Source organism: Shewanella maritima (assembly GCF_004295345.1).
GTDB lineage: Bacteria > Pseudomonadota > Gammaproteobacteria > Enterobacterales > Shewanellaceae > Shewanella > Shewanella maritima.
Genome location: NZ_CP036200.1, coordinates 84,779 through 104,154, shown reverse-complemented (window position 1 = coordinate 104,154; position 19,376 = coordinate 84,779). Strand labels below are relative to the sequence as shown.

Annotated in this window: 14 protein-coding genes; 2 read left to right on the top strand and 12 right to left on the bottom strand. The window is 44.6% G+C overall.

The genetic code is table 11. From position 1 onward, the window contains the following. Position 1: 1 nt before the first annotated feature. From EXU30_RS00580 to EXU30_RS00525, 12 genes are all read right to left on the bottom strand, one after another. Positions 2–655: a MotA/TolQ/ExbB proton channel family protein gene (locus EXU30_RS00580; RefSeq protein ID WP_130597333.1), complete on the bottom strand. Its 654-nt coding sequence runs from the start codon at positions 653–655 to the stop codon at positions 2–4. 79 nt (positions 656–734) lie between these two features. After that, positions 735–992, bottom strand: a complete 258-nt coding sequence (locus tag EXU30_RS00575) for a hypothetical protein (protein ID WP_130597332.1) — start codon at positions 990–992, stop codon at positions 735–737. Between the two features lie 128 nt (positions 993–1,120). Beyond that, positions 1,121–2,098, bottom strand: coding sequence for a tetratricopeptide repeat protein (locus EXU30_RS00570; protein WP_130597331.1), 978 nt, complete (start codon positions 2,096–2,098; stop codon positions 1,121–1,123). Further along, entirely contained in the window at positions 2,073–5,624 is a 3,552-nt protein-coding gene (locus EXU30_RS00565) for a tetratricopeptide repeat protein (RefSeq protein ID WP_130597330.1), read from the bottom strand. The genes EXU30_RS00570 and EXU30_RS00565 overlap by 26 nt, the downstream gene beginning before the upstream one ends. Beyond that, positions 5,621–8,026, bottom strand: coding sequence for a hypothetical protein (locus EXU30_RS00560; protein ID WP_130597329.1), 2,406 nt, complete (start codon positions 8,024–8,026; stop codon positions 5,621–5,623). The genes EXU30_RS00565 and EXU30_RS00560 overlap by 4 nt, the downstream gene beginning before the upstream one ends. 137 nt (positions 8,027–8,163) lie before the next feature. Next, positions 8,164–8,745 carry an AraC family transcriptional regulator gene (locus EXU30_RS00555; protein ID WP_207234088.1) on the bottom strand — a complete coding sequence of 194 codons (582 nt, stop codon included), beginning with the start codon at positions 8,743–8,745 and terminating at the stop codon, positions 8,164–8,166. A 35-nt stretch (positions 8,746–8,780) separates the two neighbouring features. Further along, on the bottom strand, positions 8,781–10,001 hold the full coding sequence (locus EXU30_RS00550; protein ID WP_242620284.1) for a DUF3570 domain-containing protein: 1,221 nt from the start codon (positions 9,999–10,001) through the stop codon (positions 8,781–8,783). Then, a complete protein-coding gene (locus EXU30_RS00545; protein ID WP_130597328.1) occupies positions 9,988–10,263 on the bottom strand; it encodes a DUF4266 domain-containing protein in 276 nt (91 codons plus the stop codon). Before EXU30_RS00545 ends, EXU30_RS00550 begins: the two co-directional genes overlap by 14 nt. 20 nt (positions 10,264–10,283) lie before the next feature. Beyond that, positions 10,284–10,799 (bottom strand): TlpA family protein disulfide reductase, encoded by a 516-nt coding sequence (locus EXU30_RS00540; protein ID WP_130597327.1) that lies wholly within the window; start codon positions 10,797–10,799, stop codon positions 10,284–10,286. 122 nt (positions 10,800–10,921) lie between these two features. Further along, on the bottom strand, positions 10,922–11,578 hold the full coding sequence (locus tag EXU30_RS00535) for an outer membrane beta-barrel domain-containing protein (protein WP_242620283.1): 657 nt from the start codon (positions 11,576–11,578) through the stop codon (positions 10,922–10,924). Between the two features lie 38 nt (positions 11,579–11,616). After that, entirely contained in the window at positions 11,617–12,486 is an 870-nt protein-coding gene (locus EXU30_RS00530; protein WP_130597326.1) for an SH3 domain-containing protein, read from the bottom strand. Between the two features lie 78 nt (positions 12,487–12,564). After that, positions 12,565–15,351: an HzsA-related protein gene (locus tag EXU30_RS00525; protein ID WP_130597325.1), complete on the bottom strand. Its 2,787-nt coding sequence runs from the start codon at positions 15,349–15,351 to the stop codon at positions 12,565–12,567. A 262-nt stretch (positions 15,352–15,613) separates the two neighbouring features. On the opposite strand from EXU30_RS00525, the gene EXU30_RS00520 reads away from it, so the two are divergent. Together EXU30_RS00520 and EXU30_RS00515 are read left to right on the top strand one after the other, a co-directional pair. Next, positions 15,614–16,867, top strand: a complete 1,254-nt coding sequence (locus tag EXU30_RS00520; RefSeq protein WP_130597324.1) for a hypothetical protein — start codon at positions 15,614–15,616, stop codon at positions 16,865–16,867. Further along, positions 16,868–19,303, top strand: coding sequence for a LamG domain-containing protein (locus EXU30_RS00515; protein ID WP_242620282.1), 2,436 nt, complete (start codon positions 16,868–16,870; stop codon positions 19,301–19,303). Positions 19,304–19,376 lie beyond the last annotated feature (73 nt).

The following is a 19,376-nucleotide window of genomic DNA, read 5'->3' as shown; positions in this document are numbered from 1 at the left end:
GTTAGCCTCGGCTTTTATCCGACTGAGCGTTAAACGACAGCGAGTTTAATAGCTTGATTCCAGCGACTTCAATTGAGTCAACAATGGTGGCAGTTTTAGTCTGCAAACTAGAGTGAAATAGGATTAGCGGAATCGCGGTGATCAAACCAAACGCGGTCGTGTTCATCGCAACCGAAATACTCGATGACAGCAGATTTGCTTTTTCAGCAGGGTCGGCACTGGCAACGGCAGAGAACGCGGCAATAAGGCCCATAATTGTACCTAGTAGACCCAGTAGCGTAGCGATATTGGCGAGAGTGGCAATGTAAGGTGTGCGCTTTTCCAGGCGCAGCATGTACTCCATCATGGTTTCTTCCATGGCGTACTCAACATCCTCACGGCGATTAGCTTGACCTAAACGGCTAATACCACTGTGCAGCACGTCAAAAACAGGGGCTTTGTGGTTATTGGCGTGTTGCTTAATCGCGTCGATGTCGCCAGATTTAAGTGCAGCACCAATCAGGTTAAATGCTTGGCGGTTTTTACGGTTTACCGAGCTAAGGTATAGCCAGCGCTCAATAGTAATGGCTAAACCTACAACCAGCACTAGGGCAATAGGGTAAATAAATGGCCCGCCATTTTGTAAGAATGCAATAATATGGTCGGTAAAGCTCATGGTCACTTCCTTTTTATGTTATCCGCCGCTTATCTGCGACTTGTTGATTTGCAATTGTTTCTGCTATTTGTTTGCAGATTTAATTCTGTGTCGACTTGTTCTGAAGCGAATAGTCGAGCACTCGTTGTTGAAATTGTTTTGGGTTAATAGGCCGGAACTGCGGCAATTGAATTTGTGACTGTGCGCCCTCTACACGAATAGCCTGATCGATGCCTTGCCACGGCATAATGTAAATCACTTTTGGTTGCTCTGAAGTACCCGTTACCTGACTCTCAATCACTATGGTTTTTCCAGAGGCTTTAGTTTGCTGACTAGACTCGTTGTTTGCGTGAGCCATGTTGGATATAAGCCCCAAAATAGGTATCAAAATAATTGATAGTAAAGAGTCTTTCTTTCTTCCGTGTAGGGTGAAAGCAATGCTTAATAACTTTTTGGGTATGAATTTTATTAAACTAAATGTCAGCATCATGGCATTTGCTCCAAAGGTTGTGACTCGGTTGATGCTTCGGATTGTTGGCTAACGTTCGTGCCATTATTGATGTTAGGCTCGTTATCCGTTTTGGCTGGGATCTCAACGCCGCTGCGGCGCATTTTAATTTCAAGCCCAGCCAGATAGCGCTTAGCTAAATCATCAGTTGGATTGTAATTCAGGTACGCGCTGTAGTACTGGTGTGCTTCAAGGTACTGACCACGATATAACTCAAGCAGAATTGCCAGGTTAAGTTGGGCTTGTGGGTAAGCTGGCCATACCGATAGGGCGCTAAGATAGCTTTGCTGCGCAAGTTCAAATTCACCTTGCTGCCTTGCTACTTGTCCGCGAAGTTGCATTGCAAAGGGATTGTTGGGAGCCAAAGTTAACGCGTGGTCGATATTTGCTTTGGCTTGGTCAATATTACCTGTGTTTAATTTGATGATGGCAAGATTCACCCATACGCCGGAAAGATTGGGGTATTTACTTGCAAGGTCTTCAAGCTGCTGCGTTGCTTGTTGCCACTCTTGCTGCTTGATTAATTTAAGTGCTTGCTGGTACTTAGCTTTATCAGCGCTAGATACTGACTCAAGCTGGTTGCTGGCACTAAGTAAATACTGGTTAGCACCATTCGTTGCTGTTGCAGCACCACTCTGGGCATTTGCGCTGTTTGTTGTTACTGAGTCGCCTACATTTGGATTAACTTGATGCATCGCTGCCATTTCGCTGCCGATACTCTTAAGCTCTTCACTGGTGTTAGAAGATTGCTGCTCGCTTGACTGCTGCCCGTGTGTTGGTGATGTATTGCTAGCGCAGCCAGTGAGCGTGGACACAAGTAAAGCAGCTACAAAACTAATTATTTTTCCCTGTTTAAATCGCGCTTGATGCTTATAAGCAAAAGGGGCAAATGAACAGCGCTCATAACATTGATGCATGAATACTGCTGGGCTAATACATGGTTTCAATGACATCATGTGTTAACTCCTGTTTTTGATATAGTGCTGGGGTCATTTCTGCTAGTGCGCTAAAGCTTTTTTCAACCCATTGGTTGAATACATTTTGCCATGCTCGCTGACTATTACTCTCGTGGATTTCTATCGCCTTTTCCTCAAATGGATAAGCGAGCTCTTCGAGTAGAATTTCGTATTCTTCAAGTGCGAGTTCGTCTAGATCTGTCGGTCGTTGCGAGTCCATCACATCCGCCGCTAAAATCCGATACATTTGCGCTAACTGATATGTGGCTTGTGGCACGCGTTCTGCTAGTGCAAGATCAAGTACCTGTTGGTAATAACCAATCGCTAGCTTCATTTGTTTTTGCTTACGCTTTAGGCTTTTAGGTAGCGGATGGGTAAGTTTTACCCACTCAAAGCTCTGCTTGTGAGCCTGGCCAAGTTCAAATGCGGCAGACGAGGCGAGTTGTTTGTTACGGGTGGTAAAACTGGTACCGTTATGCACCTCTTGTTTATGCGCTGATAATATCTTGCGGTGCCAAAAATGCATCTTGTTGGTTTCACCATCTTCACGGTAAAACTCACTCATTTTGAAGCGAACTTCCTGAGCGATATCGAAAGGTTGAGGGTAGCTATGAGCATAAGTGCGGAAATGCTTAAGTGCATTATCGCGATCGCCTGCTTTAAGGTAATAATCTGCCGCTGTGTATTGAGCTTCTCGCTTAAGCGCTACGTCAGCTTCATCAGCACTCGCAATGATAACCAGCAGTTGCTCTGCCGCCAGATCCCAACGCTCTAACGATTCGTAAGATTGGGTTAACTTAGCTGGAATAGATGCGCTCATCGGGTTGTTTGGGTAGCGCAAGGCAAGGACTTTAAGTAAGTCGGCGCCTTGTTGCCATTGCTGCTGCGACAATAAAATATCAGCGGCTTCAAACTCAGCGTTTGCACGGTAGTCAGACTCAGGGATTTGTTCCCCTAGACGCAGAAAATGTTCTACTGCGACAAGTGGTTGCTCGCTCTTTGTCTCTTGCCCTTGCTGGTAAATACTCGATGCCAGCAAATTGCGCATTTCCTTATTGTTGCTAGGCTCGTTCTGAGTAAAGTTAAGCGCCAGGGCATAAGCAGACTCTGCCTGCGCATAAAGCCCAAGCTGATACTGTTGATGCGCATACAGCTGGCTTGCCAGCTGCACTTGTTTCAGGGCTGCACCTGAAAGGTTGGAATTGTTTGAATTTGCTGCTGTTAATTGCTGAGCTTTTCTTATGCGGCCAATATATGTCGGATTGTAACTAATGCGAGTTTGCCACATGTCTTGAGCATCGACTTGAGAGGAAGAACTCGTCGATAATAGATCCGCTGATCGTGCAGTTGATTGTGCTATTGATTGCGCAGTTGGCTGTTTAGCCACTTGATCGGCAAAATCGAATTTAGCATCTGTGCCAGCGTCACCAGTTTTATTCGTATTAATGCTAGCAATCGTCGTGGTCATAAGTGGCGCTAGGTTAGCGACAATCAATTTATTTCGCTCATCAACGCTACTGTCTTGTTTGGTTATCACTCCATGTTTAAGCAGTAAAAAGTCAGCATAGTGCATCAAGCGCTGCGGTTTTTCGGCTTTAAAAGCTAGCTCTGCGGCAACCGCTGCGAGCGCTAATGCGCGCTTATCATCGCTATAGTGGCTAATAAACTGATCGTCGAGCTGATCACGTAGACGTTGCTGCGCTAAGTGGGTGTCGCTTGTCACTGCCCTAAATTGTTTAAATTCACTTAATTTAAGTAAATCAATATCTTTACGTACAGTAATGGTCGCATCATAAGCTGCCTGGCGTTGCAGTTTACGTTGCTCCTCACTTGCCTGCGTCATTACCGGGTAGGCAATCTCTTGATAAGTGGCTAATGCCACGTGGTAGCGTCTCGCTTCAAAGTTTGCATCAGCGTAAAGGTATTTATCTTGTAGTAGATCGTTCGTATAAAGGTTTGCTTTTGCAAAAGGCTTAGATTGACTGACCTCGACTAACTCTAGGTAGACCTTAAGTGCATCGGCAGCGTTTGCAAATGCGTCGACGCGGCTAACAAATGTTTGCTCAGTAGCTTGAGACACTTCAGATGCTGGCGTAGTTTTTTTTGCGTCTGCGCTTGCATTGGCGTTGATCGATTGAGCATAAGCATAACGGCGACGACCTTCTTGCTCACTAAAGCTAAGTAGTTGTGGGATTAACTCGGTGCGGATGTCATCGTTTGCATTAAGCCAAAACTCACTATCTAAACCATAACGGGTTACATAGTTTTGTTTGAGCGCACGCATTGCTGCAAACTTGCCTTGAGTTTGATAAAGCTCTAACAGCGCTAGGCTATATCTAGCGGCCCAAACTGAGTTAGGTGCTAAATCTACGTAAGCTTCATAGGCGCGCTCAGCATCAGTAGGAAGCTGCTTACTCAATAAGAATTTAGCTAGGTTGTCGAACAAGATATGTTGGTATCTCGATAAGTGCTTAGCGTCCTGGTTGTCGGTGATCAGTTGTACTAACGACTCTGCCTGCAGTTGTTGACTAAGTGAAATACTCAACACCCTTTGGGTATCAATCGCAATATTCTGAAACTGCTGATTCAGTGTCTCAAAGCTAAAGTCTGCGGTTTTCGCAGCAGTTTGACTATCTGTAGAGTCAGTACCCGTTGTATTAGCTTTGAGCGCAGATGGACTTGATTCATGTAAGTCAATCATGGCGTCAAATACTGCAAGAAATTGATTGTCAGCCTGATAAAGCCTTGCTTGTTTAAACAGTGCCCAGCCAGACATGTACATACTATTTAACCGGTACTTATCGCCATTTGGCGCAGCAATGACTTGCTTATAGGCATCATAAGCTTGTGCATATTGCTTTTGGTTGTAATAGATTTCACCGCGCCTAAAGTTGAGCTCAGCTAAATAAATACTATTTGGATAGCGAGATAGTAAAGATTCAATTTCACTGAGGCTTTTTTGTTGATTACCCTGCAGTTCATAAGCTTTGGCTAATTGATACTGGATCTGCTGATTTTCCGGGCGGCTAGGGTAGCGTTTTAGCAATGACTCATAATCAGTCACAAGCTCATTTAACGCTTTGGCATCGCTGGCGAGGATCAGCTCGGCATTGGCATTGGGATCGCTGTCGATTTGATCCAGAGCCGCCAAAGAGTCATGTTCATAAGACTCTGTATCGAGCTGCACTAGTCGATACTCTACGGCACTGCGGGTAGTCGGGTCTGGCTCAGTCAGCAGCAATTCACTATAAATTGCTGCTAATTTTTGCCTGCGCTGGTTTTCAGATAAACGTGCATTGGCAAGCGCTTGTTGGTTATTAGCCTGTAGGTTGGCATCGCCTTGCCGTTGCTCTGCCATTTGTCCCAGGGTAGCGCGACCTTGATTGGAATAATCTTGCTCGCCGTGCTCAGAGCTTGAGCAGGCAAACAATAAGCTAGTAGTGATCAACACCGCCAGCGGCTTAACCTTTGGTTTGTATTTAATATCAGTAAAAGGATTCATTGCCGAGGCATGCTTGTGTTTCATATCTGTGCCTCTTTAATGTTTACTTGTTGACGATATGCTGCCTGGGTAAATGTACTGGTTTCATTCATCGAAAGGCTATTTTCAAGCACATGGCTTTTGTCAGGCTCATGGCTGCTAAGAGACTGCTCTAGCTGGGTTAGCTGCTCTAATAAACTTGCTAATTGGTGACGACTTTCTAGTAAGTGAGATTCAAGCTTTTGCTTTTCCATCATCACAAATTGCGCTACTTGCGCTTTAATGTCGGCTTGCAATACCTGGTTAACCGTGACCAGTTGTCTACTAAGCGAGTCTATCTGGGACTGATATTGGCGTTGTGCCTGGGCATATTGATTTAATGTGTCGCTGTTAGCACTACTTTTTTGTAGCGATTGATATTGCAGGTTCAGCGAATCAGCGGCTTGCTTTAGCTGTTTAGCTTGAACTTGATGCTGCCACAGCGCCTCAGGAAACTGCTGAGACAATTGCCAGTTTAATACGCCTTGTACACGCTTTAGACGGTCAATGTAGTCGGTTAAATCCTTTGCACCATCCAATTGGCTAATACGTGTTAAACCCAATTGGCTGCGTTGAATACGAGTGAGCCAGTCTTGCTGCTGACTATTGGCAAACAGGGTTTGAGACTTAACAGGCGCAAGCTTTGCCTGCTCAACTTGGTCGGTAAGCGCAGTAACTTGCTGGTTAAGTTCGTTAATCAACTGCTGATAATTAGTGTTTGCCCTTTGGGTAATAATTGATTGTCTGCGCTTTTGATTCATTGCAATGGTGTCAGCTAACCACACACTTTGATCGTTTAAATCAGTAACGGACTGCGAAATCGCACGCATACTGGTTAATGTAGTAAAACTGTGCTTAAGAGCCGGGCTGTTGAGTGCTTTATTTATCCATGGTGAACGACTATTGCTAGAGACTAAGCCCAGTTCTGCTATTTGCGAGTCTGAGTTTAAGGTTGTAGGTCGCGGAGAGCTCAGCGCCAAAACATCAGCACTGTTAGCAAAGGCGCTTGAAAATTCGTCTAATGACTTTATCAGTTGTGTATATTGGTTTTGTGAATACTCAAGTTGGACGATGGCTAGATATGCATCTTCAATCCGCTCAAGGGTTAGCGAAGGATTTAGCTGGCTTTTATTTAGCTGGCGTGGACTTAGCTGATCGCTATTCAACTGCGCATCTGTGTGATCGTCACTCAGGCTTTGACCATATTGATGACGAAAAATAAGTGGTACTTGAAGCAAATACGCCTGATAAGCCAAATCAGAATAGGGCGCTTGTTCGGTTAGCAGTTGATACATTTGCTTAGCTAACTTTCTGTTGGCGTGTCTGTTGTTATGTTCAACACCAGTAAGTTCACTTGCGGCATGGGCGTACAAGAAAACAGCGCTGTTAGCATAGGGGCTTTGGCCTGGAAAATCTGATAGTAGTTCAAACGCTTGGATGTAATCTTGCTCTAGGGTATAGGCCTGCGCTTGTAGCAAAGTCGCATAATCTACAATGGCTTGTTGCTGCATTTGCGAATGTACACTTTGTGAGTGGTAAGCGACGCCTGAACCAAGATTTCCATCTTCTGAGTATTCATCCGCAGCAAATGAGAAAAGCGATTGCCAGAAGCCTTGTGGTTCATCTTGCCAATGGCGGTTTTTAACCTGCTCAAGCTTAGTGATAGCTGATGAGTTATCACCGTTTTGCATATCGATAAGCGCTTGATTAAGTTTTAAATAGGCTTGCTCTAACGACTGACTATGCTCTGCATCAGCTAATTCAGACTGTGATTCATCTTGATTTACCACTAAGCCTGCTTGTTCGTCATCGATTGCTGTCACTAATGAAGGCGCGCTACTTGGCCAATGTGCCAACTGATTCATAATGCCGTATTTAGCGGCATAAGATTGTGGTAACCAATCGATGCGAGCTAGGCTACGTTGAGCTTGAGTGAACTTGCCTTGTTCTATGTACTGCTCAGCTAATTGTAATAAGGCAATTAATTTTAGTTCTTTGGTGGTAGTGGTATTTTCATCTCGATTAGTGGCAACTGTTTGTTCAGGTTTAGTTGTTAGTGGTTTAGTTGCCTGTGATTTAGATGTACGGGAATAGTTAGTAAGCTCAGTTAGGGTCTGTGTTGCCCGCGCATTTAGCCCAAGGTTAACTTCAAGTCCTGCCTTAAATAACTGGCTTTTAAACGAGCTACTGTTATAACGGGTTTGATTTAGTTCGACCTGTGCAAGGGCGCGTTCAAAGTCACCCGCAAAATAGTGAAATAACGCTAGGCGGTAACGTTTCTCGTCAATATCTGTGTGCTTTTTAATTGCGTTAGTAAGCTCTACCTGTGTGCTGCTAGCGTTCTGATTAGCTGTTAGATCAGGACTTTCGTTTTGCTGAGCAAGTGACAGCCGTGGGCTTACTGCCATGAATAGGCCGAGTAAAGCGCAAGCTAAAGGCTTAAGTCTAATGTGGGACTTAATAGGAACGTGTTTCTTCGCACATAGGTTGACGCGATTTTGAGATTTGCGACTCGAGTCTTTGATTAGTGCTACATTGCAGTGCATTACAGGACCCATTGCTCTATCTGCACGTCAGCGCGGTAACTTGACTCACTATCGACAACTTTTAGTTCCAGCATCACAGCTTCATCATCTTTTTCGAATTGATAGTTTGCTGCGCGCTGCACAGTGCGGCCTTCGTTGTCTAATCCAGTAACTATGGCTGTTAACTGGTGTTGGCCTGTTTTTAAATTACCTAGATATAAACGCTGTATTCCGCCGCGCTCTAGTGCTGCTCGTTGGCGTTTGGTGTAAAGTGCGCCTGCAACGTTATCGCCGTTAAGCTTGACCTCAACACTATCAATCTTAAAGAAACGTCCTACATCTACTGATACGAACACCGCAACTTGCGTGCTTGCAGGGAACAATAGATCTTCTTCAAGTACAAACAGATCGCGGTTAAGTTTCAATACTTCGCTTTTTAATGACTCGATATCGTTACCAAGTTGTGTACGCGTCTGTTCAGTGCTGGTGGTCGCATCATTAGCTGCTGCCGAGAAAATGCATAAACACGTCACTAACAGCGCGCAGCTGATCACCGCTTTAAAAAACGCTACGATTTTTTCTATTAGCTGCTCTTTATTCATATAAAAGACCTTTAACATCCTGTTGTCGCTAATTGTTAGAAATACACGCTATAAAAAGCGCGGATTACATTGGCGGAAAACTTATAAAACGGTTCGTTGCCTACGCCGCCTTCAGCGGTAGGGTCGCGGAAATTGTTGTAGTTAAATTGAATATAGTCCCATTGCAGTGACGCTTCTGATGGCCAATCATTGATGCTCAAGCTTTTTGGCATTGTGTACGTCACCCCTAGGCCGTAAGTCATGTCATTAAAGTCACTCAGCTCCTTGTCGCGCGCCATAAAGTTTTGTGCATCGCGGTAAGGAAAGAGGTCGCTATAAAAAGAGGCTTGGGTTTGTTGGTAATAACGCAGCTTTAATTCAAGTTCGAATGATTCGCCAATAGGGTGACGGTAGCCAAGCTCAACATCATTTGCCTTAATGTCCCAACTGTCGCTGAAATAGCGATAGTGTAAAAACAGCGCAGCTCGATAAGGTAAGAAATAACTTGTTGATAGCTTGCTGGCAAAAGAATTGCGGGTTTCTGGGTAGACTTCTGCTTGATATCCGACACCCGATGGCACTGAGTTATCGATAAAACGTACTGTGCGGTAGGGGTTATTGAGATAACCTTTGTCGGCAATCGCTTCAAAGTTGAGCGCTGCAGTCATATTGCGAGTGAGGATCTGACTGATCCCCGCGCGCAGTCGGTATTGTTCGCTGGTCTCAAAGAAATTATCGTCACCATTGCGACGAATTTCATTATCGCCGTAGGATAAACCTAAACTTAAATTAGTGAGATCGCCAAAGGTATCCTGAGAAATTCCCAAACTAAACGACTTTGCGAGGTAATCATCCTCATGGCTTTGGCGAGCATTGACTGTCATTAGTGTTTTATCGTTAAGGTATTCAAGCCCTAATTGCCCCTCATGACGAGTTTCTTGATAGGGACTTGCCGTACTAACAACATCAATGGATGCTGATGAAATGCTATCTAGATAATAATATGCAGTAACAGCAACCGATTCGGTTGCTTTTTTACGTAGCAGCACAGAAGGGCCGTCGATCTTCATGCCGCCGCCCTCATAGCTGTGGTACAAGACATCAGCGCGATCTGGCTCTAAAATCGCAGCTTGTACATTTGCAGTTAATGCCAAAAGAGCGAGACTACAAACAGAGCAACTCAATAATGATGTTGCAGTTAATAAAACACCCTTGATGCGAGATATGCCCATAAGCATCCAATTTACCATTGAGCAAGCTTGGTTAGTTACAGCCACAACCGCCACCTCCGGTACCTTCAGCGCCGCGACTGGCTTCACGGCCCTCTAACACGTGCGCAACGTGCATGTTGGCAACAGGGTGACGCGAAAATTTCATAATCGGATCAGCCAGATTTTGCCTTTCATAAGGTTTTACCCAAGGTTCAATATTCATTGCGCTGCAACCTGTTAACGCAGAGAGTGAAGTTAACAGGGCAATGAACAAAGCAGGCCTTTTCAATGCAGACAAGCTATAAACTGGTGAATTGTAAACAGACATAAACGATTCCTTTGGGTTACTTATTCGCGAATAAGCGTCTTAATGGCTTTGGCATATTTTTTCTCATAGCCATCCTGATAGCCGTAATAGACATTACGAACACTGCCACTGCGATCGATGATGACAGTGGTCGGCATCGCTTTAACGTCATAGTCTTCTGAAAGGGTGTTGGTCTGGTCAAACAGAATAGGGAAGCTTAAATCTAAGCCTTTTAGAAAGTTGCGACCGGCTTCGTTGTCTTGTTCAACGTTTACGCCCCATACCTGTACGCCAAGGTCTTGGTATTTATCCTGTAATTTTTGCAGTATCGGCATTTCTTTACGGCATGGCCCGCACCAAGAAGCCCAGAAATTAAGCACAATAATTTCGCCGCGCTGCTCGGTCAGGTTTAAATTGTCGCCAGTTAAGCTCTTAAGGGTAAAATCAGGTGCGCTGTCACCAACCTCTACGGCTTGTACGCTCGCGCTTAATGCTAGACAAAGTGGCGCGGCAAAGCACAGTGGTTTGATTAACGTGTTTTTGATAGTCCTGATCATTATTGCTTTGTCCTTGATTAATTCTTTTCTGTTTGTGACTACTACTGATTATTCGTGACTAATATTCACTGTTCGCAATGGCTAAATTTGTGAGTTAGTGATTGTTTGGTTCGCTAATCTCACTAAAAGTACCAGGCAATACCCGTTGCGAACGTCAGGTTATGAGTGGTTTTAGACTCGCCAGTTACCTCTGTATTAAACAGGTAATCACTCATGCTGATGTCCCAGGCCAAACCATCAGTAAAAAACACTCGATAGTTAGCGGTAATGTCTATGGTGAATTGGCTATCTCCTGCAAACTCGGTACTGCCGCCACCTAGCTCGAATGAAAAGATGCTGTTAAATACTGTATTTTCAGAGAAGAAAATTTCACCTGGTAAGAAGTTGTAGCCAAGGTTTAACCCGTAGTAGGTCATCTCGCGCTGCTCGTCAGTAAGCAATGGCGCTGTGTTGGCTAACTTCTCAAAACTTGTGAGTCCGGCTTTGGCTCTGGCGTAACGCGCTTTTACATAAAAATGCTCGCTGATGTGATAACCAAGGTGACCGCTAAGCCACAAGCTAGACTCAAAGTCTTCAATAGACATCAAGCCAACTTTGGCGCCAATTTCCCAATTTTCTGAGTCAATGACATCGTCTAGCACTTCGCGTCGGTCGACATCGGCTTTTACTGGAGTTTGCTCTGCGCTATGGATCACTGGCGAAAATACGCTGCCAGCCATTAGCGTAACCACACCCAGTTGACGAATGGCGCGGGTCTTAACAGCTAAAGTCTGTGACACCGAAGGTGTTAAAGCCCTTCTCTTTAAAAACAAGGGGTTTAAAAATATACGCTGAAACCAATTTTCCATGTTTCTATCTCTTCGTTAACGTCTCTGTCGGTTAGTGCTAATGACAAGTTGTACTCTGCGCGAATAATAAAATTACGGGTAAACGGGTATTTAACCCCGAGTGCGCTAGTCATAAGTGTGTGTTGTCTGTCATGGGCATCAGCAATAATGCTGTGTGGCTCAATTTGAATGTAACCGCCACCTACACCTAGGTAGGGGACGACATACCAATTCGGAAAAGGGTGTGCTAGCAACATACCGGTGTAAAGCGTGCTATCTGAGTTCTGACCAAAGGCTTTAGCGAAGGTGAGCTCTGCACTAAATACATCGCTAAAAGCGTAATCTGCGTATACCCCAAGGTAGTTAGCACCCTCTAAGTCGCCATACATAATGCCAAACTCGCTATCGCGCTCAGCAAATGGGTACATTTTTGGCGCAATAGCGACCGTTTCACCTTGATGAGCAAGGCTTTGCAGTGCGTCTTCGTGAAACCATCCTTCAAGCCCTGAGCGAGTTTTTACCTTGTACCAAGAGGTGCGCTTTAAAATAACTTCAACTTGATCGCCTTGTTCAATAACATGCTCAACCGGATAACCCTTACTAGGGCCTGAGTGCAGCTCGATAAACGGCACTTGAATGGTGACCTGTATTCGGTCGTTTTCTTGTTCAGTTCTTTGAGTGGCTTTAGTTGCTTTAGGCGCAAGGTTAATATTCTGGCTGTCGTTATTGGCATACGCAGGGGCTGATGCAATTGAGCCTGTCGCGAATAAAGTTGAGACGAGTAAAGATGCGACAAGCAGACGTGTGTTAACTGACACGTACTTAGATGGCATAAAGTTATTTATTATTGTTGTTCTCACTATGCTTGCCTGTATTTTTATCTGCTTTACTAAAGTTCATCGATGCTGCGCAAAGTTTTTGCACTCATGCGCAGCAAATCATTCTTGAGTGTAAAACGGGGTGTTGTAGTACTGCGCCCCAATATCTAACCATTCGCTAATCAGCTTTAATTCTGCACTCGTTAACATGCCTTGATGGGTAGGGTTAGCCATGACTTCAAAAAAGCGACTACTTGCTGCCGCACCGCCGGTACGCAATATGCTGTTAACCGGCACAGTGGTCATCACTGGGATAGGATTGCCGTCTTCATCAAGAATTAGCTCGCCGTCAGCATCGGTTTGATATACCACGTCACCATTTTCGTCGAGTAGCTCGACTAAGCGGTCAACCAATACACCTTCAATTTCTTCTAGCTCAACATCATTGAAAAACAGCTCGCGATAACTGGTCATGTGAGCAGCTTGATCGCTTGAAGGCGAGTTTAGTAATTCAAGTTGTCCTGCTGGCACCATGGCTAACGCGTCGCCATCAACGCGGTTATGACAAGCAATACAGGTGTTATCAGCGATAAGTTCTTGAGTTTGCTCATCAACAACCAATCTTGGCGTTTGCCATAGTGGCTGAATATGTTCTTCGTAATTAATTTGGATCCGGCAGTAGGCGTTCCACTGGTTAAAACAGCTACTGCCATTAGGTACTAATGTAGTTAAAGCTTGGTACTCATGTCGCTCATCAGGGTTCAACTCCGAGAGAGCTTCATCTGTCCAAATATCTTGGTAAACAAGGTCACTACTTAGCTCTGGTAAACCTAAGTGAGTCTCTACCACTTCGGCCATGGTTTGACCTTGCTCGGCAATCAGTGACGGCTTGGTATTAGCAAATGCGCTACCGCCAGTCGCGCCAGAGTTAATTGATTGTGGCTGGGCGTCGTATCGACCATGGGGCGCGGTACTTGAAGCAGTGTGACAGCCGATACAATTTAAGGTTTCGCCAGGTCTTACTGACATCCATTGTTGATGACGACCACCAATTCTTTGGCCGTTAGCATCTAACATGCTAATGGCAAACGGTGTATTGGCTGGCACTTTAACTTTTACTGAGCCGTCAGGTTGCACTGGTGTATAGCCAATAATTTCACGCATCAACTGATTACTGCTGCGGCCAAAGTCGGTATTGGCAATATCACGAACTTCATCTGGCGGCATCGGCACGCCGCGCACTATCCTTAAATAACGTACCGGGCGCTGAGCAGCCGTGACTTTCGTTGGGTCTTTAATATCATTAATGCCGTTAGGCGTTGCGTTGGTGATGGTGACGTCTTGGCCGTCAAAGTCATATACGCTTCGAATATGCAGTGCGCCTGCTTGGGCTTGATAAAGCTCAAAATCAAGCTCGTTGCCGGCAACGCGATCTGCGATAAAGGTTTTAGGTGTGCTTGTCGCTTGCATGACCAAGGCTTCGGTAAAAAAGGTATTTGACTCAGGTGTTGCGACTAACTGCTGGGTATTATTAGCGTTATCAAGCAGCCATAACTCATACAAAGCGGGCGCTAATTTTATATCTGGGCTTGCTAATTGCTCGTCTGTTAATTGGCCACAGCTTCTAATTTGCTCTTCAACAATCACACGGCACAAATCCCAGGAAATTAAATAGCGCTGACTCTCATCGGGTAGGGCAAATAGCGAAGATAAACGTCCATCAGGATTAATTTGATCGCTGAAATTAAATTGGTAACTGGTAAATTCAATATCGGCGATGGCACTGCCTGTGATATTGCTATCGGCAATTGTTTGGCGATTATCAATAAAGTCGGTGATGTTGATGGATATTGGCTGACGGTTAGTTAAGGTTTCATCATTATTTTGCGCCAGCAGATAAACTTGACCATCTGGTAATTGCTTAGTACCGATATAGTTTAAATTGGTCAATTGCCCATTTAATTCTTCATTATGAGAGTGCCAACCGAATACTAACTGATTGTCAGTACCATCTGGGTTCATCGAATAAAGGTTAATGCCGTGATTGCCACCCATGGCATCGAGACGGCTGTACAGTACTTTGCCGTTTTGCAGTATCAATGGATAAAAGTCGTGGCTTAGATTAAACGTTAACTGCTTAATATTGCTGCCATCGCCATCCATAATATGGATATTAAATGTTGGGTCGTCACGAAACTCATCAAGCGCAGTGTATTGAGGTTTACCTTCGTCTAACAAGATCGCGCGTGATAGCTTTTGCCTAGTTGATGCAAAGATAATTCGCCCGTCAGGTAAGTAAGAAGCCATTAGATCATCAGCCAACTCGGCAGTAGTATCGTCGGCAATAATGCGACTAAAACTTTTTGTTGCTAAATCAAATCGCCAAATGTTCCAGCTAGGCTGCTCATCTTCATCTACGCCTTCGATTTCAGGGGCGCGGATAGAAACTAAAAATGATTGACCATCATCAGCAAGGCTTAAATCACGAATATCTATGATTGGGTGAGGGGATTCATCTGCTGCTGATTCAGCACCGTCGGTTGCAAACAAAGCATGACTGATGTTTTCCGCGAGGGTATCTGCAAACGCATTTTGTTTAAACCAAAGCTCGGCTCCGCCATTAAATCGGGTTGGGTCGCTGATATCAAATATTGGCGCGGCAATATTATTATCAATATTTTCGTGACTGCGCTGCAGCATAATCACAGGGTATTCAACTAGTACAGGATCGACCTGTTGTTCACGAACGGCTGTTTCCGTATTGCATGCAGTTAATAGATAGCAAGCGAATACCGCTGATGTTTTAAATGCAAGCGGTGATCGCGATCGAATATGAGTAAGCCGATTAAAATTATTGCGCTTTATGTTTATTTGATTACTTAACTTGTGAACAAAATTAAGTGCCATCTATCGTTCCTTGATCCTAAATCTAATGTGTTAAATTTAGGTTTAAACCTTGTAATAATTCTTGACATTATTGCCGTCTAGCCCCAGTGTTTCAATACTTTTTTAAAAATATATTTGTTAACAAAATGAATTTAACATCAACAAATTAGCTAAATTCTACGTCAACAATTTGTCGTTTTGATTAATTTGTAAACAAATGAAAATAAGTATCTGGGAAGTGTGTATGGACACAAATACACAAAGAATCAACAAGGAACGCAAAATGATTCCATTTAAAACAACGTTTAAATGGTTCGGTAAAAATGATCATAAGAAAGCGTCAATTTTTTGCACGAGTTTGATCGTTTTGTCTATGGGCTACAGTGCGAATTTGACCGCTGGCAGTCTTGAACAAGCTAAAAGATTACATGATCGCTTAGCTGGCGTACCGCCATCTGAGCAAATAATTTTGGATATGGCTCAGTTAATCGACGACAACAAGCCAATTGAAGCTGCCTACATGGCGATGTCTTCACCCGCTTTTTATTCCAGTACCTTAAAACTGTTTGCAACGCCCTGGACTAATATCGATCAAGATAGTTTTGAGCCACTCAATGACTATTCCGCGACAGTGATTGGTATGGTGCGTGACGATGTTGATTTTCGGCAAATTTTGCAGGCCGATACTGTTTATGTTGGTGACGATACGCTTAATCTGCCTGCTTATAACACTAACAACAATGCTCATTATCAGGCGCTAGAAGATGGATTTATCGATTTGCAGCAACATCTAGTGGCAACCAGTCAATCGTCTGTTTCAAATGTTCCAGCAGACGCAACAGCAGGTGTACTTACTACAAGGGCTGCAGCTAAGGCATTCTTTTATCTTGGAACCAATCGTGCCATGTTGCGCTTTACCTTGATGAACCACTTATGCACTGACTTAGAGCCGCTAAAAGACAACAGCTTGCCTACTGATAGGATCCGTCAAGACGTTAGCCGCAGCCCAGGTGGCGATAGCCGGTTATTTATTAACAATTGTTCTGCCTGCCATACTGGCATGGATCCGCTCGCGCAGGCGTTTGCTTATTACAACTATGAGTTTGATTTAGACAATGACCCACAAGGTGAAAGCGGCGCAGTAGTATATAACCGCGCTGGCCAAATTGACCCTGAGACGGGGACGCGTGTTCAAGCTAAATATCATATTAACTCCACGACTTTCCCATATGGCTTTGCCACGCCAGATGATGAATGGCAGAACTATTGGCGAAGCGGTATCAATCAACATTTAGGTTGGAGTGATTCGTTGCCGGGCAAAGGCTATGGCGCGAAATCTTTGGGGCAAGAGCTAGCAAACAGTGAAGCCTTCGCACAATGCCAGGTTAAAAAAGTATTTAAAGCGGTTTGTCTGCGCGATGCAGAATCTAATGCCGACTTAGCGCAGATAAGCGCAAGCACGGATTCGTTTAAGCAAAATGGTTTTCAACTAAAGCGCACCTTTGCTGAAGTTGGCAACTACTGTATGGGAGAGTAAATGATGAAATCCATGAATACGCTTTCCCTTACCGCATTGTTGATTGCCCTATATGGATGTGGCGGCAGTGAGGTAGAGCAAAATCCACCTCAGCAGCAAGACCCAACCTCAGATGTTTATAGTGGTCCGCCACCAGCAACTGAAGACATTCAAAAGTATAAAGTCGCCTTGTGGGATAATATTTCGACTCAAGATAAATGTGGCGCCTGCCATACCGAAGGTTTGCAAGCACCGTATTTTGCTAGTCGTAATGACGTAAATGATGCCTATGCTGCGACAAACCCGCTTGTCGATCTTGCAACTCCGGCAGATTCTCGTCTCGTTGAAAAGGTAGCTGGCGGACATAACTGCTGGCTAGCAAGTGATGTTGCCTGCGGTGAAACCATGGCGCAATGGATTAAACTTTGGTCAGATGATCGCGTATCAACAGCCAATACAATTGAATTAACCGCACCAGTTATTCGTGACCCGGGCTCAAGTAAAAACTTTCCTGAAGATGCTACGTTGTTTAGCCAACATGTTTATCCGATAGTGAATCAATACTGTGTGCAGTGTCATGATGAATCCGCTGACTTTGCCCAATCGCCATTTTTTGCCAGCAATGATTTAACTTCAGCCTATGAAGCGGCCAAAACGGTGATTAATCTCGGTGAACCAAGTCAGTCCCGTCTTGTGGTCAGGCTAGGTAGCGAGTTCCATAATTGTTGGAGCGATTGTCAGGCGAACAGTGCAGAAATGCTAGTTGCAGTGAACGCGATGAGTGATGCAATTGAGGTCGATGCGATCGATCCAGATATGGTGGTGTCTAAGTCTCTACGCCTTGTTGATGGTATTACAGCATCAAGTGGCGGGCGATTTGAAAATGACATGATTGCGCTTTATCAGTTTAAAGCCGGCGAAGGTAACATTGCCTATGACACATCTGGCATTACACCTGCGGCAAACTTAACCTTACAAGGCGATTATGACTGGCTTGGCAGTTGGGGCATAACTTTCCGTAATGCTAAAGCGCAGGCCAGTACTGCATCGAGTAAGAAGTTTCATGACTTAATCACCGCCACCAATGAATTTACCATTGAAGCCTGGGTAACACCCAACAATGTGGTGCAAGAAGGGCCTGCACGCATTGTGTCTTATTCAGCCGGCGACAACGATCGTAACTTTACTCTAGGACAGACTCAGTACAATTATGACTTTATGCTGCGAACAGCAGCGTCTAACGCCAATGGCGATCCTGCGCTGAGCACGCCTGATGCCAGAGAAGTGCTACAGGCAACACTGCAACATGTTGTTGTAACCTACAATGCGCAAACTGGTCGCAAAATTTATGTTAATGGTCGTTTGATCGACATAGTCGATGAGGATATTGCACCGCTAGCAAGCTGGGACGATAGCTTTGCACTCATTCTTGGGCGAGAAGCATCAAATCAGCATGTGTGGCAAGGTGACATCCGTTTACTCGCATTATTTAATCGTGAGCTAGAAGCTGAGCAAATCGCGCAGAACTATGATGTCGGTGTTGGTGAGAAGTTCTTCTTGCTGTTCTCAATTAGCCATTTGATTGACTTAGCCGAAACATACGTGATGTTCGAGGTGAGTCAGTTTGATAACTTTAGTTATCTATTTAACGGCGCATCCATTGTCAATATCAATGGCGATAGCGTTGCCGAAGGTTTTGAGGTAAACGGCATCCGCATTGGTATGAATGGTAAAGAGAGTGCTCAAGGGCAATCTTATGCAAATCTGACTCGAAATATCTCAGCAGGTCAGGCTCTTGGTGAACCGCATCCTATTTCACCATTGGGCACGATTATAGGTTTAGAAAAAGGCCCAAGCCTTGATGAGTTTTTCTTAACCTTCGATAAGTTAGGTGAGCACACCAATGTGCGTGTGCCTGGGGTGATTGTCACACCAGAAGAGCTACCCGCAACGACAGAAACCGCCCATATCGGTATTCGCAACTTTGCCGAAATAAACCATTCTATGAGTAGTTTAACCGGCGTTAGCCCTGCAAATATAAAGGTGTTCGATACCTACCAGTTGGTGAAACGCCAGCTACCTAGCATTGAAAATATTGACACCTTCATTTCAGCTCAGCAGATGGGCGTAACCCAACTAGCTATCGCATACTGTGATCAAGCGATTGAAGATGTCAGTATCCGCGATGCCTGGATGCCAAATATTGATTTTAATCAACCGCCCGCGGTTGCACTGAGTCAAGCTAATCGCGCCGATATGATTGACCCAATTGTCAATCGTATGATGCCACTGAGTTTATCAACGCAGCCACAAGCCCTTGATGTGAGCGATGAGCTAAGTGACCTAGTCGATAAGCTATCGCAGTGCTCAACAAATTGTGATGCGCAGCGTACTCGCACTATTGCAAAAGCAAGCTGCACTGCTGTGCTTGCTAGCGCAGTCATGCTTGTGCAGTAGGAGGCGCGGTTAAGAGTATGAAGATAAGTATCAAACAAAGTAAAAACTTCAACTTGGTAGGCGTTTTACACAA